Raw genomic sequence first — 25,208 nt, 5'->3', positions numbered from 1 at the left:
TGTCAGGCATCGAACATTCCGCAGGGTCGTCTTACGCCGGCTGACGGGCCGCCACCGGCCACTGCAGCCGCACCTTGACCAGCAACGCCTGCCACAGGGGCCAGGCCAGCAAGGCCTGTTGATAGACGCCGGCCTGACCGGGCAGCTGGATGCCGTAGCTAGCCAGCCGATAAGCCATCACCCCGTAGAAAGCATCTATGATACCCGCCTCGCCGAAGTAGAAAGGCCCCCTCGCCTGGGACCAGATGGTCTGCAAGCGCGCCAGCTCGCCGATGGCCTCCACTGGCGGCTCGCTGCGGGTCGGCGCCCCCAGGAAGAAGGGCAGCTGGCTGCGGATCTGGCCAAAGCCCGAGTGCAGTTCGGCGCACAGGCTGCGGGCCAGTGCCCGTTCGGCGCGGGAAGCGGGATAGAGCTGGCGCTCTGGACAGAGCTCATGCAGGTATTCGGCGATGGCCAGCGAGTCGTGTATCCGCACGCCATCGTGATCCAGCCAGGGCACCAGGCCGGCAGGCCCCACGCGCTTGAGCCGCGCCAACGCCTTGGCATCTTCCAGATCGAACACCTGCTCCTGCCACTCCAGTCCGCTCATGGCGAGCACCAGCGCGGCGCGCATCGCCCAGGTGGAGCCAGTGCCCACCGTCAATACCAAGGATCCCATCTATTGCCTCCTGCATGGGTTGCTCATGACCATCCCATCTGCCCCAATGGCACGACATCCGACGGTCGCTTCACATTTGCACGCCTGCGGGTTTGACCCCCTCGGGGAGCGATGCTAGTTTGATTTTCCAAAACAATCAGTTAGCAACAATGTGAGCAATGGATAGCCAATTTACCATCGTCATCGCAGATGACCACCCCCTGTTTCGGGGCGCCCTCTACCAAGCGGTGCACATGGCCATCAACGACGCCCAGCTGCTGGAGGCGGACTCCATCGACAGCCTGACCAGCCTGCTGGGGGAACACCCAGAGGTGGACCTGTTGCTGCTCGATCTCAAGATGCCGGGCGCCAACGGCTTCTCCGGCCTCGCCCACCTGCGTGGCCAGCACCCGGATCTGCCCATAGTCGTGGTCTCCGCCTCGGAGGATCCCGCCATCATCCAGCAGGTGTTGCGGCTCGGGGCGCTGGGCTTCATCCCCAAATCCGTGCCCATGAAGGAGCTGGTCAACGCCCTCAATACGGTGATCGGGGGGGATAACTGGGTGCCGGCCGGCATCTCGCTGCATCCAGAGTCCGAAGATGGCCCAGATTTCGCCAGCAAGCTCGCCAGCCTCACCCCCCAGCAGTACAAGGTGCTGGTGATGCTGCGCGATGGCAGCCTCAACAAGCAGATCGCCTGGGAGCTCAACGTCTCCGAGGCCACCATCAAGGCCCATATCACCGCCATCTTCCGCAAGCTCGGCGTCAAGAATCGCACCCAGGCGGTGATAGCCCTGCAGCAGATGGATATCAAGGACGACTGAGCGGCTGCCAACAAAGACCCATATCCACTCCCGTCTTTCGCAAGCTCGACGTCAAAAATCGTACCCAGGCGGTCATAGCCCTGCAGCAGATGGATATCAAGGACGACTGACCCCTTTATCACCATCAAGGCCCCTATCACCCCCGCCTTCCGCAAGCTCGGCGTCAAGAATAGTACCCAGGCGGTCATAGCTCTGCAGCAGATGAGTATCAAGGACGACTGAGTCTGACCTGCTGCCTCCATGCCAGTTTCTCGCTCGACAAATAGCACGGTCGTACTTTATGCTGCAGGGCCAACAAGGAGAGTGCGATGAGCAAGGGCCGGTTGACCCGCGACAACATTTTGCAGACTGCGTTTGAGCAGGCGAGCCAGCAGGGGCTGGAGAGCCTCACCATAGGCTCCCTTGCCTGCGCCTGCGAGATGTCCAAGAGCGGCCTCTTTGCTCACTTCCAATCCCGCGACAACCTGCAGATCGCCGTGCTGGAGTACGCCGCCGAGGTGTTCCGGGAACGGGTGATCCAGCCGGTGCGCCAGCAGCAGCACAGCAACCAGCAGGAGAAGCTGATCGCCCTGCTGCAAGCCTGGCTGGCCTGGAACCAGAGCTTCGCCGGCCGCTGCATGTTCCTCGATGCCTGGACCTCGGCCCAGGAGGGCGAGGTGCAGCAGGCTGCACGCCAGCTGGTACGCTTCTGGCTCGACTACCTGGCCCGCCAGGTGGTGCAGGGTCAGGCGCAGGGGGAGTGGCGCGGCGACATGGATCCCTGGCGCGCCGTCTACCGGCTGTATGGCCTCTATCTGGGGGATCAGGTGTTCAACGCGCTGGACTTGTGTCAGGATCCGGCCCGCCACTTCTGGCCCGAAGTGGAGGCTCTGCTGACCAGCTGGCGCTGATTTTCAACTGCCTTTTTAAAAACCCACAAAAAAGCACGACCGTTCGAACACAAAACAGACAGGATCATCATGAGCAGCAAGATCTACTTCAACACCCGCCGCTTCAGCCCGAGCAAGTGGCTGCTGGGGCTCGGCACCCGGTTGCACCACAGACTCGCCCCGGCCCACGCCAGACGCACCGCCAGCAAGCTGTTGCTCACCCCCCAGCGCAACCAGCGAGATGAGGCGGCGCCTGCGGGCCTGGTCAAACAGGCCGTTCACACCAGCGAAGGTGTGCTGATGAGCTACCGGCTCGGCCAGGGACCTGTCTGGCTGCTGATGCACGGCTGGTCCGGCAGCGCCAGCCAGTTCTATCCGTTGATGAGTCACATCGCCGCCCAGGGCTTTACCGCCATCGCCTATGATCATCCGGCTCACGGCCACAGCGCCGGCCATACCGGCCACCTGCCCCGCTTCGTGCGCGCCTTCGACGAGCTGGTGGCCAAACTGAGCGACGAGTCTGGCCCCATCCAGGGGCTCATAGCCCACAGCATGGGGGGCGCCGTCACCCTCTCCAGCCGGGTGCCAGGCCTGGACCGGCTGCCACTGCTGCTCATCTCGCCCGTGCTCGACTATGTGCCCCAGCTCTACGGCATGGTGGCGCGCTCCGGCTACTCCATCCGGCTGTTCGATGCCGTGGTGAAAGAGATAGAGCAGGAGTACCAGCACCCCCTCAGCACTGTCGATCCGCTGGGGCGCCTCGCCAGCCGCGCGGGGGCCGCCATCATAGTGCACGACGAGGAGGACAGGTTTGCCCCCCACGACGACTCCCTGCGAGCAAGCCGGGACGGTCGCACCCGGCTGGTGAGCACCCGGGGACTGGGTCACGGTCGCATCCTCGCCAGCGCCCCCGTGTTTGCCGCCTTCGATCGGCTGAACACGCCGCAGACGGCCGGATGACAGGGGTCGAAACCAGCCTGCAAAAAAATGGTGAGCAACCCTGTTTTTATATTCGATACAGCGCCTTATAGTTAAATTGCTCGGTGGCAACACCCCCAGTGGCAAGCATAAGGCGCAGTATCATGAGCAGGGTGTACCGCTGCCGCCAACAACATAAGGGGTAGCGTCATGGCCAGACCCAACACAGCTCTTCTGTTAACCGGTGGTGGTGCTCGCGCCGCCTATCAGGTCGGGGCCCTCAAGGCCATCGCCGAGTTCTATCCCCGCAATCTCGGCATTCCCTTTCCCATACTGTGCGGTACTTCGGCCGGCGCCATCAATGTCACCGCACTGGCCTGCTACGCCTCCTGTTTTCATCTGGGGGTGCGCAAGCTGGAGTGGGTCTGGCGCCGCTTCGAGACCCATCACATCTTCGACTTTCATCCCGGCAGATTGCTGTGGCGGCTGATGTACGAGGGCTCGGCCGGCCTCATCAATCCCCACACCAACCACGCCTTTCACCTGTTCGACAACGCGCCGCTGCGCCGCCTGCTGGATCAGCTCATCGACTACCACCGCATCGATGACAACATCCTCTACGGCAGCCTGGAGGCGCTCGCCATCACGGCGTCCGATTACGATGACGGCCTCTCCACCACCTTCTTCCAGGGGCGGGCCGAACACCTGCCATGGGAGCGGGCCAGACGGCGCGGGGTGCGTACCCTGCTCACCTCGGATCACCTGCTGGCCTCCTCGGCGCTGCCGTTTGTCTTTCCCGCGACCCATATAGGCGACAAATTCTACGGCGATGGCTCCATCCACCAGCTCAGCCCGCTCAGCCCCGCCATCCATCTGGGGGCGGAGCGGATCCTGCTGATCACTCTGGATCCACCGGCCCACTCGGCGCTGACCTTTCATCACGGTCACCTGACCAGCTCCAACATCGCCAGCCACCTGCTGGACACCGTCTTCACCGACACCCTCAACTCGGATCTTGAGCGGCTGTGGCGCATCAACCAGACCCTGGATCTCATTCCGGAGCGGGAGCGCAACCGTTTGAAATTGAAGCGGGTGGAGACCTGCGTGCTAAAGCCGAGCGAGGATCTCGACATCATGGCGCTGAACTATTTGCGCAAGCTGCCGGTGCACCTGCGCCGCCTGCTGCGGGTGCTGGGGGTCACGGGGGATGAGACCAGCAGCCTGGCCAGTTTCCTGATGTTCTACCCCGGCTATTGCCAGCAGCTGATCAAGCTGGGCTACCGGGACACCCTCAACGAGCGCCAACGGGTCGAACAGTTTCTGGGCATAGAGCAGATGGCGCGGGAGGAGGCATGAGCCGCAGCCAACCCGGGGGACAGCCGAGCTAACGCCCCTCCAGCAGCCGCTGCTCGGCCTGCTCCATCGCCACCGCATTGCCAAACAGCACCAGCCGATCCCCCGCCGCCAGCGTCAGCTCGGGTCTGGGCTCCAGGCTCTGCTCGCCGCGCTGCACCTCCTTGATCCGCACCTCCTCCAGTGCCAGCGCCTGCACAGTGCGCCCTACAGCCCAAGCCTGATCGTGCAGCAACACGGGATGCAGTCGCTCGAGCAGCTGGTCCGTCTCCAGATTGCCGGCGCTCTGATCCCCCCAGTAGAAGCCGTGCAGGAAGCGATACTGGCTGCTGCGCTCGTGCTCCATGCGCCGGATCACCCGGCCTATGGGGACGTTGCAGTTGAGCAGCAGATGCGAGACCAGCATCAGGGCCCCCTCCTGGGATTCGGGGATCACCTCGTGGGCCCCCGCCTGCTTGAAGGCCTCCAGAAAGCTGTCATCCCGGGTGCGCACCAGCACCCTGACATCCACCGCCAACTCCCTGATCAGCGCCAGCATGGCCTCGACCCGCTTGCGATCGTCGAAGGTGATTATCACCAGCCGGGCCCGCAACAGGCCGGCGGCCAGCAGGATATCGCGCCGGCTCGCATCGCCAAACGCCACCTGCTCCCCCGCCGACTTGGCCTCGCTCACCCGCTCGGGATCGAGATCCAGCGCGAGGAAGGGGATGTCCTCCAGCTTGAGGAAGCGGGCGCAGGTCTGCCCGGCCCGGCCGAAACCGGCGATGATGACGTGTTGATGCTTGCTGAGGCCGGACTGCGCCACCTCGGAGCGGGAGAGCAGGGTCGAGTCGATGAGCGAGCGGGCCAGACCCTGGGCCCGCTGCACCAGCCAGGGGGTCATGGCAATGGAGGTCACCCCTATGCCGATGAGCAGGGAGATCAGCTGATGGTCGAGCAGGCCGTGGTGATTGGCCAGCGCCAGCAGCACGAAGCCAAACTCGCCGACCTGGCTCAGCATGATCCCCGTCGCCATTGCATCGCGCTTGCGCTCCCCCATCAGGCGTCCGGCCAGCAGCACCAGCAGGGATTTGATCAAGATGAGGCCGAGCACGCTGAGGATCACCTGCCACCAGGCCCGTGCCACCAGTTGCCAGTCCATGGTCATGCCGATGGTGATGAAGAAGAGCCCCATCAACACGTCCCGAAACGGCCGTATGTCCACCTCCAGCTGGTGGCGATAGTGGGATTCGCCCAGCATCATGCCCGCCAGAAACGCCCCCAGCGCCATGGAGAGCCCCATCCACTGGGTCAGCGAGGCGGCCAGCAGCGCCACCAGCAGGGCGCTCAGCACGAACAGCTCGTCGGAGCGGGCCCGCGCCACCTCGTGAAACAGCAGCGGCAGCAGCCACTTGCCCACCGCCAGCAGGCTGAACAGGGCGAACAGCCCCTTGAGGGTGGCCCAGGCGATCTCCGCCAGCAGGGCGCCGCCCTGGATCTCGGGCCTCGCCAGTATGGGGATCATCACCAAGAGTGGCACCACCGCCAGATCCTGAAACAGCAGCACGCTCACCCCGAGCTGGGCCCGGCGGGTGTGCAGCTGTTTTTGCTCCCCCAGCTGCTTGATCACCACTGCGGTGGAGGAGAGCGCCAGGGTGCCCGCGACCACCAGCGCCTGCGGCAGGCTCAGCCCCCACCACCATGCGAGCCAGAAGAACAGCGAGGAGGTGAACAACACCTGCAAACCGCCCACCCCCAGCACCAGCATCCGCATGGCGATCAGCCGCGGCAGCGAGAACTCCAGCCCGAGCGAGAACATCAAAAAGACGATGCCGAGCTCGGCTATGGTCTGCATGATCGCCTGCCCCGTGATCACGGCGGCGCCATAGGGGCCGAGCACTACCCCGGCGAGCAGGTAGGCGAGGATCACCGGCTGGCCGAGGCGCCGGAAAATCGCCACCAGCAAGACGGCGGCAAACAGCAGGATCAAGACATCTGTATACAATTTTCCCTCCCTTTTTATCCACTTAAGCCTAGCCAGCCGCCCTTGTTCACATCGAACATATTTTGGGCACAAGGATTGCAAGGAAGTGGCAGGAAGTAGGATGTATGAGGGCTGTACCGTGGAAAACGCATCGTCATTGAATGGCTTGGGGCATGGCATAGAGCAGTGGGTTCGCCAGATGGAGCGGCTCACGCCGCTGGCCAGCCAGGATCGCAACCAGCTGCTCGAGCTCTTGCTGGTACAGACGGATCTCGACAGCCTGCTGGCAACCTTTGCCGATCGTGCGGCAAGAATTGTCCGAATACACAGCCTCTACTTCGATCACGCCCAGCCACTTCGGCTGATCCAGCAACCGCCCCAGGCCAGCCTGACGCTGCACAGCTACCCGTTCGAACTGCGCGGCCAGCATGGCCAGCTGTTCGGCCAGCTGCACTACACCCTGGAACACACCCTGAGCGGCAGCCAGCAGCGGATCCTGCAGCAGTACCATCAACTGCTCTGCATGCCCCTGCCCCTCTATCTGCGGCTGGCGCAACTGGAGCAACAGGTGCGACTCGATCACCTGACCGGGCTCGGCAACCGCTCCTACTTCGATGAGGCCATAGGCCGCGCGGTGGAGCAGCACAGCCGGGAGTCTCACGGCCTGGTGCTGGTACTGCTGGATCTGGACCACTTCAAGCAGATCAACGACACCTGGGGCCACCCGATCGGCGATCTGGTGCTGAGCCGCTTCGCCCAATTGCTCAAGAGCTGCATCCGCAGCACGGATCAGGCGTTTCGCCTCGGTGGTGACGAATTTGCGCTGCTGCTGCAACCCGCCGAGCCCGAGGCCTGGCGCCCCGTCTGGCTGCGGCTGCAGCACATGCTGATGACCCACAAGGAGCTCAGCACCTTCTCGGTCGGCTGCAGCCTGGGGGCCGCCAGCTGGCAGTCCGGGGTGGCGGTCCACAGCCTGTACGAGGCGGCGGACGCTCACCTCTACGCCCGCAAAAAAGCGGGCAAGGCCGGCCTGCTGGATTGAAGCCGTCAGAGGACGAGTGCAAAAAAGCCGGCAATGCCGGCTTTTTTGTCTTGATGGCGAACCCGATTCACTCAGGGATCCAGCTGTCCGCCGCTGGCAGCCAGTGCCACTCCAGACCGGCGGCTCGCGTCATGAATCCGTCACAGATAAAGAGTCCGGCCACCGCCGCCACCTGCTCGCCGTAATAGAGGATGGGGATGCGCCCCCGCTGCCAGGAGGGCACCCCATACTCTTGCAGCAACTTCTTGAAGCGCCGACTGCCGCTGCGCCCCACGGGTTTGAGCATGACCCCGGGCGTCACCTGAAAACGCACCGACATTGGCTCCCGCGCGGTGGGCAGCCTCAACCCCTCACCGCCTTGGCGCAGCGCTAGCTGCACCTGTCCCAGCCCGTCCGGCAAGGCGACCGACTCGCCAACCGCCACCATCAGCTGCTCGTGACAGGGCGCCAGCCCAGGCTTGACCAGATGGAGCCGGCCCTGAAAGCGGCGACAATCCAGACTCTTCAAGCTGAACTGCGGATTGGCGTCTTCTCGCGCCAGCGCCACCTCCTGCCACAGCAGAGCCAGCTGATCCCGGGAGGGCATCTCGCCCCCCAGCCGACGGATCCAGTAGCGCAGCAGGTTGTTGCGCCGGGTCGCCGAGAGCCCGTGCAACGGCTCGATATTCAGGGCACTCCCTTCACCGGCCAGCCGCCAGTCCGCTTCGGCCAGCTCGGTCAGCAGCGTCTCCTGCTCGGCGCACAGCGCCATGCTGCGGGCGGCGGTGCGGGCCATGGCGGGCCAGCGCGCCTTGAGCTGCGGGATAAGCGTCTGGCGCAGGAAGTTGCGGTCATAGCTCACATCCTGATTGCTCTCATCCTCCACCCAGCCGTAAGGAAGCGATTGGGCCACCTCGGCCAACTCGGCCCGGCTGATCTCAAGCAAGGGGCGCAGCAGCAGGCCGGCCGCAAACGGCTGACTCGGCAGTATGCCCGCCAGGCCGCGCACGCCGGCGCCACGCTTGAGGGCCAGCAGCAGTGTCTCCAGCTGATCGTCCTGATGATGGGCGGTGAGCAGCCACTCCCCGGCCCCCAGGCTGGCGGCCAGCCGCTGATAGCGGGCCTCCCTGGCCTGGGCCTCCAGGCTCTCGCCATTGCCACGCACCAGTTGTACCCGCTCGACCATGAGCGGCACCGCCAGTTGCTGACACACGGCTTCACAATGGGTTACCCAGGCATCGGCGTGAGGGCTCAGGCCGTGATGCACGTGCAGGGCGCGCAGCACCAGCCCCTGCTCGCGGACAAACTGCGCCGCCAGCACCAGCAATACGGTGGAATCGAGCCCGCCACTGAAGGCAACCAACAGGCCCCGGGAACCTTCCGGCGCTGGCAGGGTCTGACAAAAACGAGAATAAATACGAGAAATCATAGGCTTCCCCAAAACGACCAGGCCGATCTTAGCAGAGTCGGGCTTATCAAGCTGCAACCCGACTGTTAGAGTGAAGAACTGCCCTGTTTGGGCCAGGAAGCTGAATAACCCGAATTGGAATCCAACAAGATGAACAATAAAAAAAGCATGCTGGCCGGCCTCATCGGACTGGCCCTGCTGGCCGGTTGTAGTCAGGCGTCGGACACAGCAGACAAACACTCCGGCCTCGCGCTGGCCAACATGGACACCCGGGTCAAACCCGGTGACGACTTCTTCCGCTACGTGAACGGCCACTGGCTGGCCACCGCCAAGATCCCGGACGACAGGCCCGCCGACGGTGCCTTTTACCTGCTGCGGGACAAGTCACTGGCGGACGTGCGGGTGCTGGTCGAGGGGCTCGACGGCAAGGCGGCGGCAGGCACCCCGGCCCAGCAGATCCACGATCTCTACCAGAGCTATCTGGATCAGGGCAGCCGGGATGCCAAGGGCACCACGCCGCTGTTGCCCCTGCTGAGCGAGATCGATCAGATCCGCGATCGGAGCGGGCTGGCCCGGGCCTTTGCCCAGAGCGGTCGCACTGGCGGTGGCGCCCCGTTCGGCTTCTGGATCGACGCCGATGCCAAGGCGCCGGACAGCTATGCGGTCTACCTCTATCAATCCGGGCTCAGCCTGCCGGATCGGGATTACTACCTCAAAACCGACCCCAACAGCCAGGCGCTGCGGCAGAAATACGAGCAGCACATCGCCGGCATGCTGACCCGTTTCGGTGAGGCGGATGCCAAGGCCAAGGCCCAGCGCATCCTGGCCCTTGAGACCAAACTCGCCCAGATCCAGTGGGACAACGTGGCCCTGCGGGATCGGGAGAAGAACTACAACAAGGCGCCCCAGAGCGAGCTCAAGCGCCTCGCTCCGCATATCGACTGGGATGGCTACCTGGATCAGGCCGGCCTCGCCGGTCAGAGCAGCCTGGTCATAGGCCAGCCGAGTTATCTCGCCGCCCTCGATGGCCTGATGCAGCAGACCCCGATCGGCGACTGGCAAGCCTACCTCAAGTGGCAGCTCATCACGGATTACGCCCCCTATCTCGACAGCCAGACCGACGCCCAGAACTTCGCCTTCTTTGGCACCACCCTGAGCGGCACACCCAAGCAACGCGCCCCCTGGGAGCGCGCCCTCGGCGTGCTGGACGATCACCTGGGCGAGGCAGTAGGCCAGCTCTACGTGGAGCGCTACTTCCCGCCCCAGGCCAAGGCCCGCATGGAGCAGCTGGTGGAGAACCTGCGCACCGCCTACGGCCAGAGCATTCAGGAGCTGGACTGGATGTCGCCGGCCACCAAGACCCAGGCACTGGAGAAGCTGGCCAAGTTCAGGCCCAAGATCGGCTACCCGGACAAGTGGAAGGATTACAGCGCCATCGAGATCCGCCAGGGCGATCTGCTGGGCAACCTGCAGCGGGCTCACGCCTTCGAGTATGCCGACAACCTGGCACGCCTCGGCAAGCCGGTAGACAGAGACGAGTGGCACATGTCGCCGCAGACGGTGAACGCCTACTACAACCCGAGCAACAACGAGATCGTCTTCCCGGCCGCCATACTGCAGCCCCCCTTCTTCGACCTGACGGCGGATGATGCGGTCAACTACGGCGCCATCGGCGGAGTGATCGGCCACGAGATGGGCCACGGTTTCGATGATCAGGGAGCCAAGTCCGACGGCGACGGCCTGATGCGCGATTGGTGGACGCCGCAGGATCTCAAGGAGTTCCGCTTCCGTACCAGCCGGCTGGTGGCCCAGTACAACCGCTTCGAGCCCATCAATGGCCAGTTTGTCAACGGCCAGTTCACCCTGGGGGAGAACATAGGCGATCTGGGTGGCCTCACCATAGCCCACAAGGCCTACGAGCTGTCGCTCAAGGGCGAGGAAGCCCCCGTGCTGGACGGCTTCACCGGCGAGCAGCGCTTCTTCCTCGGCTGGGCCCAGGTGTGGAAGGGCATGTATCGCCCCGAGCTGATGCAGATGCTGCTCGCCTCGGATCCCCACTCTCCGCCCGAGTACAGGGTCAACGGCGTGGTGCCTAACATCCCCGCCTTCTACGAGGCGTTCAACATACAGCCGGGTGACAAGCTCTATCTGGCCCCGGCCAAACGGGTCAAGATCTGGTAATGACCGCCTCCGGCGAGGAAGAGAAAGAGAGCCGGGCAGAGGCATGCCCCGAACCCGGCCCACACATTCACATCCGTGACGGGCAGGCGTGCCACCCGTCACCGCAGCAACAAGGGTCACAACGATGAAAGCCTTATTCATGACACTCGGCCTGCTCACCCTGCCACTGACTGGCCAGGCGGCGGAGGGATTCTTCAAACAGCTGACGCTGCCCTCCGGCCAGGTGATCACCGTCAGCGAGGGACGGGGTGAACCCGCCTCCATCGGCAGCTACGACGTGCGCCTCTACTCAGGTGCCAACCCCCAGTTCCCCCTCGATCAGTTCATCGACGGCAAGGTGCTGGCGCGCGATGGCACCATCAAGGAGCTCAAACTGCAGGATCTCAACGGTGACAAGCAGCCCGAGCTCATCGTCATCGTGGAGAGCGCCGGCAGCGGCAGCTACCTGAGCGCCGACGCCTTCACCATACATCCGCAAGAGGGGCTCGACAGCTTCAACCACGTGGAAGAGCTGGCTCCCACGGAAGATGTGATCCAGGCGCTCAAGACCCCCCGCGATTAATTAATCACACGCCATGAGGCAGCCCCGCAATGCGGGGCTGCTGCCTTGTCGGTGACAGACGCTGACGCCCTTTCCCGCCTCCTTGCCGCCCGGCTAGGGGCCTGCGCCCCGATGGACGGCTATTTTTTCTGCGTTTATAATCGCCCCACCTTGCCATTGCGAAAAATAAGGAGGTAAAAAATGGTTATCCAAGCGTGTCCGATGTTCTCGGCCCGCCTGTTCGGCACATTCGCGTGCTCTTGCCTGCATACCATCGCGCTGCGATAGCGGGTTCGAGCAAAGCCGACTCCCTTCCAAACCGAGACCTTTCTCGACTCTGCCGTTGTCGCCAGCGCTCCTGATGACAGGGATCTTCGATCCCGCCATTTAAGAGAGCAAGAGCATGACAACCCTGATGAGTACCCATTCCCTGCAAATGAGTGCGGGGCACCTTCCATTATTTGACAACCTGGACCTCAGCATCCGCAGCGGTGATCGCATTGGCCTCATAGGCGCCAATGGCTGTGGCAAGAGCACGCTGCTCGCCCTGCTGGCCGGTCAGCGCCAGCCCCATGACGGCCGCATACACAAGGCCACCCCCTGCCGCTGTGAATTCGTGGCCCAGCACCTGCCCGCGCAACTGCAAGCGCTCAGCACCCGCGCCGTGCTGCTCGATGCGCTGGCCAACGAGGCTGACCAGGCCTGGCAGGTGGACAAGATGCTGACCGAGCTGCAACTGGCCGAGCAGGCCGACCTCCCGGTCAGCGCGCTGAGCGGCGGCCAGCACACCCGTTTGCAGATAGGCCGCGCCCTGCTGCACCAGCCAAACCTGCTGCTGCTGGACGAACCCAGCAACCACCTGGATCTGCCCGCCCTGCTCTGGCTGGAACGCTTCCTGCTGGCGTGGCGTGGCGCCTTCGTGCTGGTCTCCCACGATGGTCGCCTGCTCGATCGGGTGACCCGCGAGACGCTGATCCTGCGGGATAGGCGGCTTCATCGCTTCGCCCTGCCCTGCAGTCAGGCCAGGGCGGCCCTGGCCGAAGAGGACGAGCAAACCCGCCTGCGCCGGGCCGACGAGCAAAAAGAGATCGACCGCCTGAGCGCCAGCAGCAAGCGCCTCGCCATCTGGGGGCGGGAGCATGACAACGAGAAGCTGGTGCGCCAGGCCAAGTCCATGGAGAAACGGGTGGCCAGGCTGCAGGAGGAGCAGAGCGTGGTCGGGGTGGACGCGCCCTGGCGCCTCGAGCTGCACGGGCAGGCACTGCCCGCCGATGCCCTGCTGCGACTCGACGCCCTCGACGTGCGCCCCGCCCCCGGCCTGCCGCCGCTGCTGCGGGCCGAGGATCTCTGGCTGCGCGCCGGCGACAGGGTCGCCCTGCTCGGCGCCAACGGCACGGGCAAGTCCTCCCTGCTGCGCCAGTGCTGGGGCGAGGTGTGCGACCAACGACCGGCTGAGGGCTGGTATCGCCACCCTGGCGCCAGCATCGCCTACTACGATCAGTCCCTGCAGCAACTGGACGACGCCGCCACCCTGACCGATGCCCTCTATCCGCTGGCACCTTTGCCGGAGGTAACGCTGCGCCAGGCGCTGATCCGCGCGGGCTTCCCCTACTCCCGCCACGGCCAGCGCGTCGCGACCCTGAGCGGGGGCGAGCGGGCCAGACTGTTGTTTCTCGCCCTGTCGCTGGCGAGTCACCATCTGCTCTGGCTCGATGAACCCACCAACCATCTGGATCTGGCAGGAAAGGAGGAGCTGGCCGAGGCACTGACCGGCTTTGCCGGCGGCGTGCTGCTTGTCTCCCACGACCGGGATCTGATCGAGCGCAGCTGCAACCGCTTCTGGGTGATCAGGCAGGGCCGGATCCACGAGGCCCACAGCGCCGAGCGGGCCTATGCCGAACTGCTCGGCGATGCGCCCGATCGGCCCGCCGCCGACGCCCAGGCCAATGACGCCAGGGGGGAAGATCCCATGCCGGAGCACGATGACGAGGCTCAACTGGCGCGCTGGTACGAGCTGGATGCCCTGCTTGCCGCCGATCTCGCCCGCAAGCCCAAGCATCAAACCCCGCGCCTGCAACAGGGCTGGCGCGATGAGCTGGGCAGGCTTGCCGACTTGCTGGGTCTTTCCGAACCCTGAGACAAGCAGCGATCCGCGCTTTTATTCCGCCTTTGCACTCAACTCACGCGGCCGGCCACGGCTGGCCGCAAGGAGCACATTATGCCTTCACCACGACAACCCGGGATCAGGCTCGACCCTGTCACGGATGCCGACTTGCCTCACATCTACCGCGGTCTGTCGGATCCCAAGGTCATCGCCTGCTACGGCATCAGCTATGACACCATGGAGGCGTGCCAGGCCCAGATGCGCTGGTACGCCGAGATAGCGCAGTGCCAGAGCGGGGCCTGGTTCCTGATCCGCTGCCAGCAAACCGGCGATCCCTTGGGGGCCATCGGCTACAACGATGCCGACCCGCAGCACAAACGGGCCGAGCTCGGCTACTGGCTCTATCCCGAGTACTGGGGCCAGGGGATCATGCAGGCGGCATTGCGGCAGTTTCTGGCCCTCGTCTACCGCACCACAGAGCTGCACCGCTTGCTGGCGGTGGTAGAGGAGCCAAACCTCCCCTCCGCTCGCCTGCTCGAGCGGGCCGGCTTTCGCTACGAGGGGACGGCTCGGGAATGCGAGTGGAAGGGGGAGCAGTTTATCTCCCTGCAGCACTACGCCCTGCTGCGCAGCGACCTGCCAGACCCTTGAGCACAACCGCATCTGATAGCCAGCAAAAAGCCCCGCACTGCGGGGCTTTTTATCGGGTCGGTTACTTGATGGCGCAGATGTTGTCGGTGGCCAGAGTGCAGCGACGTCTGCGCCGCCACAACGAGAAGCAGCCATACCCCAGAGTGAGCAGCACCGCATAGAGCACCTGGGAGGCGAGCGCCACCAGCACGGCGAGGCAGAGCAGCACGCTCAAGGCCGCCAGCCCCTTGCCCATGCCGCCGAGCAGGCGCCAGCCCGCCGCCATGCAGAGCAGATAGACCAGCACGAAGTTGCCGTTGGCGTAGCGGATCAGCTCATCGAGCGGCAGTCGCAGCCAGAGGATCAAGGTGATGGAGACGAGGCAGATGGCGAGCACCCAGCACAGGGCATTGAGCGGCGCCCCCCGGGCCGAGAGGCGAGAGAGGGAGACCGGCAGTTTGCCCTCCCGCGCCATGCTCCAGATGAGGCGCGCGAAACCCTGCAGGTAGATGTTGATGCTGGCAAAGCAGGAGAGGTAGCCCAAAATGGCCACCAGCCACTTGGCGGTGGGGCCGAACAGCAGGGAGAGCAGGGCCGGGATGGCGGTGGCATTGGTCGCCTCGTCGCCATAGAGACCATATTTGAGCACCACCAGCGAGTGGACCCAGTAAATCAGCCCCGCCAGCAGCACGCCACCGAGCAGGGCCAGCGGATAGTCCCGCTGTGGCCGCTTGAACTCCTCCCCCATGTGGGCGAAGGCTTCCAGCCCCACGAAGCACCAGAACATCACCGCCAGCGCCGTGCCCATGGCAGGCCACTCAGCTGCCGTCGGTAGTGGCTGGGCCGCGTCGCGCCAGCTGAGATCCCCCTTGAACCAGATGAGCAGGGTCAGCCCCAATATGGCCAGGGCAATCAACAACTGCAGGTTGCCGGAAGAGCGCGCTCCCCGCAGCCCGAGCAGAAACACCCCGAGCAGGGTCAGCAGCTGGATGGCCCACAGGGTCCACTCCCCCAGATCGAACAGCGCGTGCCAGAAGCCGGCGGCTATAGTGAGGGCGGCGGGCAAGCCCACCGGCAGCACAGCCAGGAACAGGAAGGCGGAGAAACGCTCGGCGCCGTTGCCAAAGGCGAGCCCGATGAGGTGCGGTGCCCCGCCCGCATGGGGATAACGGCGGCCGAGCCGGGCGAAGGTGAAGGCGATGGGCAGCACCAGCACGATTAGCAACACCCAGGCCCAGAGCGAGGCTCCCCCCGCCAGCGACGCCGCGGTCGCCGGCACCACGAAGATACCGGTCCCCAGCAGTGAGGTGGCGAGCAGCCCCATTCCCTGCCAGAGCCCCAGCTCTTTTTTCAACGCAGACATATCCTTTTGTCCTGACTGGAAAAACACCCCGCCATGTTAGGCCGCAGTTCCTTGCTTGTTAAGGGCTATCCGTTGCTCAAACAAAAAAAGCCGCCTCTTGCGAGGCGGCTTCTTCTTTCAACAGACTAACCGGAGTTATCAGGCAATCAGCTTGTAGATGATGCCGGACATGGCGATCAGGCCAATCAGGGTCACGAAGCCGTTGCTGATGTTGCCAGCGTATTTGCGCATGGCAGGTACCTTGGTGATGGCGTACATCGGCATCAGGAACAGCAGCATGGCGATGATGGGGCCGCCCAAATCTTCGATCATGCCGAGGATGCTCGGGTTGATGGTGGCAATCGCCCAGGTGGTCAGGATCATGAAGACCGCGGTCACCTTGTTCAGCTGCTTGGCATCAACCTTCTTGCCTTTTTCACGCAGCGCCTTGGCCATCAGACCGTTCATGCCTTCCTGTGCACCCAAGTAGTGACCCAGGAAGGACTTGCTGATGGCGACCATGGCGATCAGCGGAGCCGCAGTGGCGATGAAGGCGTTGTCGAAGTGGTTGGCCAGGTAGGACAGAATGGTGATGTTCTGTTCTTTGGCGGCAGCCAGGTCAGCCGGGGAGAGGCTCAGTACGCAGCTGAACACGAAGAACATGACGGTCATGACCATCATGACGTGGGCACCCAGCAGTATGTTGCCGCACTTCTTCTCGGCGCCTTCACCGTAACGACCCTTGTTGTCCACCGCGAAGGAGGAGATGATCGGGGAGTGGTTGAAGGAGAACACCATTACCGGAATTGCCAGCCACAGGGTCTTGATGAAGTCACCGTTGAAGGCGTCAGACAGTGCCGGCGCTTCTGTGATGATGGCACCGTTCCAATGCGGGATCAGGTAGAGCGCCAGGCCCATCAGGGTCAGCACGAACGGGAACACCAGCACGCTCATCGCCTTGACGATGAACTGGCCGCCGAGGCGAACGATCGCCATCAGACCCAGGATCAGCGCCAGCGACAGGATGGCACGGGGAGGTGCAGTCATGCCCAGCTGGTGAACCATCAGGCTCTCGACCGTGTTGGTGATGGCAACCGAGTACATCAGCAGGATCGGGTAGATGGCAAAGAAGTAGAGCAGGGTGATGAACTTGCCTGCGGTCTTGCCGAAGTGCTCTTCCACGACTTCGGTGATGTCACCGTCGCGGGTGGAGCCGGACAGCACGAAGCGGGTCAGGCCGCGGTGTGCGAAGAAGGTCAACGGCAGGGCCAGGATGGCCATGGCCAGCAGCGGCCACAGTCCACCTACACCGGCGTTGATCGGCAGGAAGAGGACGCCGGCACCGATGGCGGTACCGTACAGGCCCAGCATCCAGACCAGGTCGGCCTTGTTGATGCCACGGGAAGACGCGTTACTGGCTAAGCTGCCTTCAACTGCAATGTTCATGTCAGACATAGGGGTGTTCCTGTCATCAAGGAAAATAGAAAAAATCTAGTCAACCGGGCGCAATGCCCCGTTCCATCTCCCTGGAACTCCTGCAGTCCATCCCTGTTATTCTCATCCCACCGACTCGGCAACTTGCTCGCCACTCCATGTGGCAACCAAACTGCAACAAACAGGTCTGTGGGTCATCAGCCCGAGGGCCGCAAGCACGTCAACCGTTACAACTCATTAACGCACCTTTGTTCTGATGAGCTGACTCTAATTAAATCCCCTTACCGAGCACAGTGTTTTTTTGAATTAATCAACCAAAGTTTGACTGGAATCGCCTTTCTGGCGTCAGAGATCACGTTGCCAGCCCAATTTTGTGAACAACCATTAACAATTTCAGGTAGTTTCACCCGTATCTATATCCTTTGGGGTACAACAAACTGCTTACATTTGCCTGTTTGTTGCTCAAGTTGTGCGCCGCTGTGCCCTGTCGTACCCTGTTCATCAACATTTCCCCGTTGAATTAATATGGCCATCACCCGTACCGACCTCGCCGAACTGGCAGTATTTGCCGCCGTCGCCCGTCACCAGAGTTTCAGCAAGGCCGCCCTCGAGCTCGGGGTGTCGGCTTCCGCACTGAGCCACAGCCTGAAAGGGTTGGAGACCCGTATGGGTGTCAGATTGCTCAATCGCAGCACCCGCGCCGTGGTGCCGACCGATGCGGGCCAGCGCCTGCTCGAACAGTTGCTGCCCACCCTGAACCACCTGCAGAGCGCCCTCGACGAACTGGCGCACCACAGCGACGAGCCGGTGGGACGGCTGAAGATCAGTGCGCCACGGGGCGCCATCGACGAGCTGCTGGCCCCGGTGTTGATCGACTACATGGTGCGCTACCCGCGCATGCAGGTGGAGGTGGTGGAGCAGGAGCTGATGCCGCGCCTCATCGAGGATGGCTATGACGCAGCCCTCTTTTATGGCGATCTGCTGCCCAAGGAGATGATAGGTGTGCCGCTCGGGCCGCCCCAGCGCTATCTGGTGGTGGCAGCCCCCGCCTATCTGGCCAGGCACGGCACCCCGCAACACCCTCGCGAATTGTCGCGCCATGCCTGCATAGGTTACCGGTTGACCCCTTCTCACCACTACCGCTGGGCGTTTGCCGGGGAAGAGGGTTCCATGCTGGAGATAGAGGTGACCGGGCCCCTCACCACCAGCACGCCGGCACTCTATCTGGGAGCGGCAGAGGCGGGGCTGGGATTGGCGTATTGCCTGGAGGAGGAGGTGAGCAAGCAGCTGGCACAGGGAACACTGGTGAGCGTGCTGGAGCAGTGGTGCCCCACCTTCGTGGGATTTTCACTCTTTTATCCCAGCCGGCACCAGCTGGGCAGCGGCCTGCGCGCCCTGATAGACATGCTCAAGGCACACTATCAAACTCGATGATTACTGAGCGTGACTCAGCAATTCATCAAATGGAAACCGGATTATCAACAAAAAGATATTAATCTAGACTGTCTGCTCGATAATCGAACTCCCCAAGAGAACAGATATGTCTGCTTACTTCATGTTGCGCCAACGGGCGATGACTCGCCGTTTCTGGGGCTATGCCCTCCCCTCCATCATGGCCATGCTGGTCTCCGGTGCCTACTACCTAGTCGATGGCATCTTCGTCGGCCACTACGTGGGCGCCGCCGGCCTCGCCGGCATCAACCTGGTCTATCCCGTCATCATGGTGCTGATCGGGCTCGCCGCCATGATCAGCATGGGGGCGGCCACCGCCATCTCCCTGCATCAGGGGGCAAAGAATATCCGGCTGGCCCGACAGGCGCTGGTCAATGCGTTCTGGCTGCTCGGACTGCTCGGGGCCCTTGCGCCCTTGCTGCTTTACTACTGGCACATCGACATACTGCTGGCATTGGGGATTGAGCAAGGCACAGAGACCTGGAAACAGGCCAGTGACTACCTCACCTGGATCGGCGGCGGCACTCTGCTGCTGGCCTGCAACCTGGCGGTACCCTACCTGCTGCGCAACGATGGCAAGCCAAGGCTGGCCATGATCCTGGTCAGCAGTGGCGCCATCCTCAACATAGTACTCAACTACCTCATGGTCGGCCGGCTGGGGCTGGGGCTGGTGGGCTCGGCCCAGGCGACGCTCATCACCGAGGGGATCGTCAGCCTGCTGGGCCTGGGTTATTTCTTTACCAGTCATGCCAAACTGCGCCTATCATGGCGCCACATGGTGCCCAGTTTTCCGGCCATGCCCAACCTGCTGTTCACCGGTCTGCCGAGCCTGATCGCCCAGTTCAATCTGGGGCTGCTGCTGCTGCTGCACAACAGCCAGCTGATGGCGTATGGCGCAATCAAGGATCTGGCCGGCTTCACCGTGGCTGGTTACACCGAGGCCGTGTTCATCGTGATCCTGCAGGGTCTGGCCTTCGGCATCCAGCCACTCATCAGCCAGGCGACAGGGGCCAAACGCCATCGGGATCTGAAATTCCTGATGGAGATGGGGCTCAAGATCACGCTCATCTATGGCATGGCGGTCTGGCTGCTGATCCAGCTGCTGCCGCGCCAGGTGGCCATGCTCTACATCGGCAATCAGGATGCCGAGCTGCTTGCCGCGGCCGTCAGCAGCCTGACCCTCAACCTCGGCGCCATTCCGCTGGAGGGGATCATCATGTTCGGCATAGTGTTGCTGCAATCCATGGCCCGCACCAAGCAGGCGCTGATCATCTCGGCGGCCAAGACACTGCTGCTGCTGCCGCTCATCTTCCTGCTGCCGCTCTGGTGGGGCCGCGAGGGGGTGCTGATGGCCCAGCCCACCACAGTCTTGCTGCTGACCCTGCCGCTGTGCTGGCTGCTGTGGCGGGAGTGGCGTCGTCTCAAGCTGGCGTGCACACCCCAGCGTCCGCACCACGCCAAGCCGATCGGCGCCCGTCAGGGAGTCCAGCTGGCCCGCCGCGCCGGCTAGCCATTACGCAGACTCAAAGCCGGGTGGCGCGGGTGCGCACCCCGGGCTCTGCCATCGCCTGCTGGGCTGCCACCAGTTGCAGCTCGTAGGCGCCCGCCAGCCAGGTCTGGGCCAGCACCGCATCCACGCTGGCGTTGGTGCGCTCAAACGCCAGCACGGGATCATGTCCCGCCAGCAGATTGGCCAGCATGGTGGCACTGAGCAGATCCCCCACCCCTATGGGCTGGCGATGAAATGCATAGAGCGGGCGCGAGATGTGAAACGCGCCCGCATCGCACACCAGCACCATCTCGAACCTGTCCAGGCTTAACCCGGCCCGCCCCAGATACTTGACCATCACCAGCTTGATCCTCTGCTCGCGCAACTGCTGACAGGCCGCCAGCACCTCGGGCACATTGCTTATCTCGCGGCCGGTGAGCTGTTCCAGCTCCAGCAGATTGGGGGCCAGCATGTCGGCCTGGGGCAAGGCCCGGGTTTTAAAGAATTCGCTGACACCGGGTGCCACTATGCAACCCTTGTCGGGGTGACCCATCACGGGATCACAGAAATAGAGGGCGTTTGGATTGAGCGCCTTGAGGTGGGCCACCGCCGCCAGTATCTCCTCCCCCTGTTCGGCCGAGCCGAGATAGCCGCTCAAGAGCGCATCGCACTGCCCCAGCACGCCTATGTCGGCAAGCCCCGTCATCAGCTGGCGGATATGGCCGCCGGGCATCACCATCCCCTGCCAACCTTCGCTGTACTGGGTGTGGTTGGAGAACTGCACCGTATTGACGGGCCACACCTCCATGCCCATGCGGCGCATGGGAAATACGGCGGCACCGTTGCCGGCGCAGCCGAACACCACGTGGGATTGAATGGAGAGAATTCGCTTCATGATGGCGACTCACGCAAAAATGGATAAAAAACACAGGGAAAAACGGGCCTCTCGGCCCGTTGTTGTCACTCTCGATTAACGCAGCACCTTGACGGTGTAGCTGCCATCGGCCTGACGATAGAGGCCGTGGATATCGGTCTCGAAGCCCGGGTAGTGAGCCCCGATCTCGCACAGCATCTCGAGGAACTCGAGCACCGGCAGCGAATCGCTGGTCACCATCTCGCCTGGCAGTACCAGCGGTACTCCCGGCGGGTAGGGCAGTATCATGTTGGCGCTGATGCGGTCCACCATGTCACGCAACGGCACCTCTTCCAGATTGCCGGCCAGCTCCTGCTGCCAGGCGGCGTGCGGCGTCATCTTCATCTCAGGCAGCACGTCGAACGCCTTGAACATCAGCTCCGGCAGACGGTATTTGCAGGTCAGATCGTGGATGCTCTGGGCCAGCTCCTGGATGCGCATGCCTTCGTAGAAGCTCGGGTCTTCACGGTAGAGGCTCGGCAATATGCTCTTGATGGTCAGGTTCAGGTCATAGCCGCGCTTGAACTCGGTCAGGGCGCGCAGCAGCTGCATCGCCTTGGACTGATCGATGCCGATGGAGAACAGGAACAGCAGGTTGTAGGGGCCTGTCTTCTCCACCACTATGCCGCGCTCGTCCAGGAACTTGGAGACCAGGGAGGCAGGAATGCCGTTGTCCAGCAGCTTGCCATCACGACCCATGCCCGGGGTCAGCAGGGTGACCTTGATGGGGTCGAGGTACATGTGGTCATCGTCGATGCCGTTGAAACCGTGCCAGTCGTCTTTCGGATCCAGCTTCCAGCACTCGACTGTGTCTATGTTGTCAGGCTGCCATACGTCGAAGAACCAGCCTTCGCTCTGATCACGCAGACGCTTGATCTCTTTGCGGAAGGAGACGGCGCGATCGATGGAGTCCTTGATCAGCCGCTTGCCGGTGTTGCCCCGCATCATGGCGGCGGAGATCTCGGTGGACGCCACTATGCCGTACTGCGGCGAGGTGGAGGTGTGCATCATGAAGGCTTCGTTGAAGGTCTCCTCTTCCACGTCACCCTTGATGTGGATCATCGAGGCCTGGGAGAAGGCCGCCAGCAGCTTGTGGGTGGACTGGGTTTCGTAGAACACCTTGCCCGGCATGGCGTCGCCGCTCATGCCGCACTTGCCTTCGTAGATGGGGCTGAAATTGGTGTAAGGCACCCAGGCGCTGTCGAAGTGGATGTAAGGGGTGTCCAGCGCCTCCTTGATGAAGCCGGTGTTGTAGAGCAGGCCATCATAGGTGGAGTTGGTGATCACCGCATAACGGGGAGCCTGGGCACCCGGGGTGGCGGCAACCTTGGCGGCTATGGTCTCGCGGCTGAATTCGCTCTGCGGTATGCCACCCAGAATGCCGTAGGCGTTGCGGGTCGGACGGAAATAGAGCGGCGTCACGTCACTCATCATCATCAGGTGAGTCAGGGACTTGTGACAGTTGCGATCCACCAGCACTGTGCTGCCGGCCGGCGCGGAATACATGCCGACTATCTTGTTGGCGGTGGAGGTGCCGTTGGTGACTATATAGGAGCGATCGGCGTTGAAGGTGCGGGCGATATACTCCTCGGCTTCCTTGTGCGGACCCGAGTGATCCAGCAGGGAGCCCAGCTCCGGCATTGAGATGGAGACGTCCGCCTTGAAGGCGTTGGGGCCGTAGAAGTCATAGAAGATGCTGCCGGCCGGGCTCATCTGGAAGGCGGTACCGCCCATGTGACCCGGGGTACAGAAGGTGTATTTACCCTCTTCCACGTACTTGAACAGCGCCTTGGTGAAGGGCGGCAGTATGGCGTCCTGATACTCCTGAGTAGCCTGACCCATCTTGAGGGCGATGTCGTCCGCCATGCCGAGACGGTACTCGAAGAAGTGCACGTTCAGACGCAGGTCGGTCAGGTGAATGTCCAGGGTGGACTGGTCGTTGGCGAAGGCGAAGATCGGCAGCTTCTCGTTGCGATCGTGGATCTCCTTGCACAGGCCGAGGGAATATTTGTCCCAGTCGAAGATGGCGCCGCAGACGCGGGGGTTCTTCTCGATCAGCTTCAGCAGGTCGGCCACGTCGACCGGGTATACAACCTGAAAGCCTTTACGCTCGAGGGAGGCTTGCAGCTGGCGAATGGGTTCTTCTTTGAAGAACACGCCCAGGTGGTTGAGGATGGCAATGATATTCATCGTAATACTCCACACGTAGAGGGGCGCTCTCCATCAGGGATGGTGAGTGAAGAGCGCTCGGAAAAGGGAAACGGAATCAGTGGCTGGCTTGCTCTTTGAGCAGGGCGTCGTGTTGACGCAGGCCCTGTTTTTTGGCGTAGAACATCAGGATGATGAGCGACACCACGAAGGTGGCGGTGAGGTTGGAGCCCTGGGCGCCCATCAGGGCCACCAGACAGAAGACGCAGGCGACGCCGGAGAAGATCATGGTGCCTATGCTGCGGGAGGTCATGCCCTCGAAACGAATGAGGTTAATGCTGGAGTAGAAGTAAGGCAGCATGGTCAACAGCACAGCATCGGTAGTCAGCACGTTGAACAGGTCGGCGGCGTGAGCGGACTGGGAGGTGAAGGCGGTCAGGCCGATCATCAGCGCAGTCATCTTGAGGGAGCCGAGGATCAACCCCTTCTTGGCGACGCCGTTTTTGTCCAGCTCGCCGTAGATTTTCGGGAAGTTGCCATCGTGGGCGGCGCGCTTGCCCGCCTCGCCCACCAGCATCATCCAGGAGCCCAGCGAAGTGAAGCAGGCCAGGGCGGTGAAGGCGGAGACGAACGGCGCAGACCAGTTGCCGAAGATGGCGGAAGAGGCCATGGCAAAGGGGGCGCCGGAGGCTGCCACTTCACCGGCCGGGAACATGCCGCTGATCACCTGGGTGGAGAGTATGTAGATGACGCCGGCAATACCGGTCCCCAGCATGGTGGCGAGCGGCACGGTACGTTTCGGGTTCTTCACCATGCCGGAAGAGACGGCGGCGGATTCAACACCCACGAAGGACCAGAGGCAGATCAGCACGGCGCTGATGACCGCATGCAGGTCGCTGCCGCTGGTGGTGTTCCAGTTCTGGCTGTAGACGCTGGTATCAAAATGTCCCCAGCCCATCACGGCGGTACCGACCACAGGCAGCAGGATCAGCACCAGGCCCAGGGTACAGAGGCGGCTCACCCAGCTGCCGCCAAGCAGGTTGACGAAGGTGAAGATCCAGACCGCCGCTATGGTAGCCAGGGCTGCCGGGATCGGGTTGTTGAGGATGGGGAAGAAGACCGACAGGTAGGAGACGCCGGTAATGGCGATGGCCAGGTTGCCAATCCAGTTGGCATGGTAATAGAGCACACCGGTCTGGAAGCCGAACACAGGAGAGATCTCGCCGGCGTAAGCGATGGGGCCACCCTCTTGCGGATTCTTGGTAGCGAGGCGGGCAAACACGAAGGCAAGGCCCATGGCGCCAACCAGACAGATGGCCCAGCTGAATACAGAGATGGAACCTATAGTGGCCAGGGCCGAGGGCAGCAGCGCTATGCCGCTCCCCATCATGTTGCCGGCCACCACACCTGTACAGGCGATGAGGCCAATCTTCTTGCTCGTATCTAGGGACATAAGATCTCCGGGTCGATAAAAGGTCATCAAACACACGCTTGGCGGAGCGTCCCGCCAACGAATGGCCACAGACTAGGCCTCCGTGCCCCGGAAAACATAAAGACCCGCTAAGGGATAAAAACATGAGTGAACTTTTTTCGCCCCACGACATCAATCAATAAAAACCCATTAAAAACATAATGTTGAATATCAACCCACAAGCCACCTTGATAAATCCTTGATATCCAGCCCCCCGCTTGAGAAGTCCGTCAGGCCTCAGTCGATACACCTTGATATTTTTCATGATGCCCTTGAAGCCACGAGGTGCCCCATTCAACCCCCCTTTGCCCTGATCCCGTGGCCAGGCCATCGGTTGAAACCTCGCAATCCTCCCAGACCCGACTCGCCATGCAGAGCGGACGCCCCCGGCAATGGCCGCCCTTGACTGGGTAATCCGAAGGGAGGGCAAGCATCAGGACGGCACAGCCGCGAGCGGAGTGAAGAAGGGAGTGGGCCCTGAATCGGCCATCTGCGCAGGGCGACGGCAGA

19 protein-coding genes and 1 pseudogene are annotated in these 25,208 nt (G+C 62.8%); 12 read left to right on the top strand and 8 right to left on the bottom strand.

What is annotated here, in order from left to right:
* Nucleotides 1-31: 31 nt before the first annotated feature.
* Nucleotides 32-658, bottom strand: a complete 627-nt coding sequence (locus tag AACQ95_RS17850; protein ID WP_103471381.1) for a glutathione S-transferase — start codon at nt 656-658, stop codon at nt 32-34.
* Between the two features lie 158 nt (nt 659-816).
* On the opposite strand from AACQ95_RS17850, the gene AACQ95_RS17845 reads away from it, so the two are divergent.
* The 5 genes and pseudogenes from AACQ95_RS17845 to AACQ95_RS17820 all read left to right on the top strand — a co-directional run bounded on the left by AACQ95_RS17845 (nt 817) and on the right by AACQ95_RS17820 (nt 4,604).
* Nucleotides 817-1,461: a response regulator transcription factor gene (locus AACQ95_RS17845; RefSeq protein ID WP_042867224.1), complete on the top strand. Its 645-nt coding sequence runs from the start codon at nt 817-819 to the stop codon at nt 1,459-1,461.
* Nucleotides 1,462-1,487: 26 nt separating this feature from the next.
* Nucleotides 1,488-1,571 (top strand): annotated as a pseudogene (locus AACQ95_RS17840) (DNA-binding response regulator); the annotation flags it as partial.
* Between the two features lie 198 nt (nt 1,572-1,769).
* Nucleotides 1,770-2,351, top strand: coding sequence for a TetR/AcrR family transcriptional regulator (locus tag AACQ95_RS17830; protein WP_241279227.1), 582 nt, complete (start codon nt 1,770-1,772; stop codon nt 2,349-2,351).
* Between the two features lie 69 nt (nt 2,352-2,420).
* Entirely contained in the window at nt 2,421-3,290 is an 870-nt protein-coding gene (locus AACQ95_RS17825) for an alpha/beta hydrolase (protein WP_241279226.1), read from the top strand.
* Between the two features lie 168 nt (nt 3,291-3,458).
* On the top strand, nt 3,459-4,604 hold the full coding sequence (locus AACQ95_RS17820) for a patatin-like phospholipase family protein (RefSeq protein ID WP_241279225.1): 1,146 nt from the start codon (nt 3,459-3,461) through the stop codon (nt 4,602-4,604).
* A 28-nt stretch (nt 4,605-4,632) separates the two neighbouring features.
* On the opposite strand, the gene AACQ95_RS17815 is transcribed toward AACQ95_RS17820, so the two are convergent.
* Nucleotides 4,633-6,585 (bottom strand): cation:proton antiporter domain-containing protein, encoded by a 1,953-nt coding sequence (locus tag AACQ95_RS17815; RefSeq protein ID WP_043554795.1) that lies wholly within the window; start codon nt 6,583-6,585, stop codon nt 4,633-4,635.
* A 100-nt stretch (nt 6,586-6,685) separates the two neighbouring features.
* Here AACQ95_RS17815 and AACQ95_RS17810 point away from each other — a divergent pair, with 100 nt between their 5' ends.
* Nucleotides 6,686-7,606: a GGDEF domain-containing protein gene (locus AACQ95_RS17810; RefSeq protein WP_172955400.1), complete on the top strand. Its 921-nt coding sequence runs from the start codon at nt 6,686-6,688 to the stop codon at nt 7,604-7,606.
* A gap of 67 nt (nt 7,607-7,673) precedes the next feature.
* Here AACQ95_RS17810 and tilS read toward each other — a convergent pair whose 3' ends face one another.
* A complete protein-coding gene (tilS, locus tag AACQ95_RS17805) occupies nt 7,674-9,014 on the bottom strand; it encodes a tRNA lysidine(34) synthetase TilS (RefSeq protein ID WP_241279224.1) in 1,341 nt (446 codons plus the stop codon).
* Nucleotides 9,015-9,143: 129 nt separating this feature from the next.
* Between tilS and AACQ95_RS17800 the strand changes: the two genes are divergently transcribed.
* The 4 genes from AACQ95_RS17800 to AACQ95_RS17785 all read left to right on the top strand — a co-directional run bounded on the left by AACQ95_RS17800 (nt 9,144) and on the right by AACQ95_RS17785 (nt 14,470).
* Nucleotides 9,144-11,174: a M13 family metallopeptidase gene (locus AACQ95_RS17800; protein WP_241279223.1), complete on the top strand. Its 2,031-nt coding sequence runs from the start codon at nt 9,144-9,146 to the stop codon at nt 11,172-11,174.
* Nucleotides 11,175-11,298: 124 nt separating this feature from the next.
* On the top strand, nt 11,299-11,736 hold the full coding sequence (locus AACQ95_RS17795) for a PliI family lysozyme inhibitor of I-type lysozyme (RefSeq protein WP_241279222.1): 438 nt from the start codon (nt 11,299-11,301) through the stop codon (nt 11,734-11,736).
* Nucleotides 11,737-12,118: 382 nt separating this feature from the next.
* Complete coding sequence (locus AACQ95_RS17790; protein WP_241279221.1) at nt 12,119-13,852, top strand: ABC-F family ATP-binding cassette domain-containing protein; 1,734 nt, start codon at nt 12,119-12,121, stop codon at nt 13,850-13,852.
* Nucleotides 13,853-13,933: 81 nt separating this feature from the next.
* Entirely contained in the window at nt 13,934-14,470 is a 537-nt protein-coding gene (locus AACQ95_RS17785) for a GNAT family N-acetyltransferase (protein WP_241279220.1), read from the top strand.
* A 61-nt stretch (nt 14,471-14,531) separates the two neighbouring features.
* Here the strand turns inward: AACQ95_RS17785 and yjeH are convergent, their stop codons facing one another.
* On the bottom strand, nt 14,532-15,812 hold the full coding sequence (yjeH, locus tag AACQ95_RS17780; protein WP_241279219.1) for an L-methionine/branched-chain amino acid transporter: 1,281 nt from the start codon (nt 15,810-15,812) through the stop codon (nt 14,532-14,534).
* Nucleotides 15,813-15,950: 138 nt separating this feature from the next.
* Nucleotides 15,951-17,246 (bottom strand): HAAAP family serine/threonine permease, encoded by a 1,296-nt coding sequence (locus tag AACQ95_RS17775; RefSeq protein ID WP_043134499.1) that lies wholly within the window; start codon nt 17,244-17,246, stop codon nt 15,951-15,953.
* A 504-nt stretch (nt 17,247-17,750) separates the two neighbouring features.
* Here AACQ95_RS17775 and AACQ95_RS17770 point away from each other — a divergent pair.
* Both AACQ95_RS17770 and AACQ95_RS17765 read left to right on the top strand, forming a co-directional pair.
* The gene (locus AACQ95_RS17770; protein ID WP_241279218.1) at nt 17,751-18,659 is read left to right on the top strand and encodes a LysR family transcriptional regulator; all 909 of its coding nucleotides are present in this window, start codon (nt 17,751-17,753) and stop codon (nt 18,657-18,659) included.
* A 106-nt stretch (nt 18,660-18,765) separates the two neighbouring features.
* Entirely contained in the window at nt 18,766-20,187 is a 1,422-nt protein-coding gene (locus tag AACQ95_RS17765) for an MATE family efflux transporter (RefSeq protein WP_241279217.1), read from the top strand.
* A gap of 13 nt (nt 20,188-20,200) precedes the next feature.
* Here the strand turns inward: AACQ95_RS17765 and pdxY are convergent, their stop codons facing one another.
* The 3 genes from pdxY to cadB all read right to left on the bottom strand — a co-directional run bounded on the left by pdxY (nt 20,201) and on the right by cadB (nt 24,680).
* Nucleotides 20,201-21,061 carry a pyridoxal kinase PdxY gene (gene pdxY, locus AACQ95_RS17760; protein ID WP_241279216.1) on the bottom strand — a complete coding sequence of 287 codons (861 nt, stop codon included), beginning with the start codon at nt 21,059-21,061 and terminating at the stop codon, nt 20,201-20,203.
* Between the two features lie 75 nt (nt 21,062-21,136).
* Nucleotides 21,137-23,269, bottom strand: a complete 2,133-nt coding sequence (locus AACQ95_RS17755) for a lysine decarboxylase CadA (RefSeq protein WP_241279215.1) — start codon at nt 23,267-23,269, stop codon at nt 21,137-21,139.
* Between the two features lie 76 nt (nt 23,270-23,345).
* On the bottom strand, nt 23,346-24,680 hold the full coding sequence (gene cadB / locus AACQ95_RS17750; RefSeq protein WP_043554782.1) for a cadaverine/lysine antiporter: 1,335 nt from the start codon (nt 24,678-24,680) through the stop codon (nt 23,346-23,348).
* Nucleotides 24,681-25,208: the final 528 nt, after the last annotated feature.

The sequence above is a fragment of the Aeromonas sp. MR19 genome, from assembly GCF_963899305.1.
Taxonomy (GTDB): Bacteria; Pseudomonadota; Gammaproteobacteria; order Enterobacterales; family Aeromonadaceae; genus Aeromonas; species Aeromonas bestiarum.
This window is presented reverse-complemented; position numbering and strand designations above follow the sequence as displayed.

Coding starts and splice junctions, on each gene's coding strand:
- yjeH (WP_241279219.1), bottom strand. CDS start 15,812: ATGTCTGCGTTGAAAAAAGAGCTGGGGCTCTGGCAGGGAATGGGGCTG.
- AACQ95_RS17830 (WP_241279227.1), top strand. CDS start 1,770: ATGAGCAAGGGCCGGTTGACCCGCGACAACATTTTGCAGACTGCGTTT.
- AACQ95_RS17800 (WP_241279223.1), top strand. CDS start 9,144: ATGAACAATAAAAAAAGCATGCTGGCCGGCCTCATCGGACTGGCCCTG.
- AACQ95_RS17795 (WP_241279222.1), top strand. CDS start 11,299: ATGAAAGCCTTATTCATGACACTCGGCCTGCTCACCCTGCCACTGACT.
- AACQ95_RS17825 (WP_241279226.1), top strand. CDS start 2,421: ATGAGCAGCAAGATCTACTTCAACACCCGCCGCTTCAGCCCGAGCAAG.
- AACQ95_RS17810 (WP_172955400.1), top strand. CDS start 6,686: ATGTATGAGGGCTGTACCGTGGAAAACGCATCGTCATTGAATGGCTTG.
- AACQ95_RS17755 (WP_241279215.1), bottom strand. CDS start 23,269: ATGAATATCATTGCCATCCTCAACCACCTGGGCGTGTTCTTCAAAGAA.
- AACQ95_RS17845 (WP_042867224.1), top strand. CDS start 817: ATGGATAGCCAATTTACCATCGTCATCGCAGATGACCACCCCCTGTTT.
- AACQ95_RS17765 (WP_241279217.1), top strand. CDS start 18,766: ATGTCTGCTTACTTCATGTTGCGCCAACGGGCGATGACTCGCCGTTTC.
- tilS (WP_241279224.1), bottom strand. CDS start 9,014: ATGATTTCTCGTATTTATTCTCGTTTTTGTCAGACCCTGCCAGCGCCG.
- pdxY (WP_241279216.1), bottom strand. CDS start 21,061: ATGAAGCGAATTCTCTCCATTCAATCCCACGTGGTGTTCGGCTGCGCC.
- AACQ95_RS17775 (WP_043134499.1), bottom strand. CDS start 17,246: ATGTCTGACATGAACATTGCAGTTGAAGGCAGCTTAGCCAGTAACGCG.
- AACQ95_RS17785 (WP_241279220.1), top strand. CDS start 13,934: ATGCCTTCACCACGACAACCCGGGATCAGGCTCGACCCTGTCACGGAT.
- AACQ95_RS17850 (WP_103471381.1), bottom strand. CDS start 658: ATGGGATCCTTGGTATTGACGGTGGGCACTGGCTCCACCTGGGCGATG.
- AACQ95_RS17820 (WP_241279225.1), top strand. CDS start 3,459: ATGGCCAGACCCAACACAGCTCTTCTGTTAACCGGTGGTGGTGCTCGC.
- AACQ95_RS17790 (WP_241279221.1), top strand. CDS start 12,119: ATGACAACCCTGATGAGTACCCATTCCCTGCAAATGAGTGCGGGGCAC.
- cadB (WP_043554782.1), bottom strand. CDS start 24,680: ATGTCCCTAGATACGAGCAAGAAGATTGGCCTCATCGCCTGTACAGGT.
- AACQ95_RS17770 (WP_241279218.1), top strand. CDS start 17,751: ATGGCCATCACCCGTACCGACCTCGCCGAACTGGCAGTATTTGCCGCC.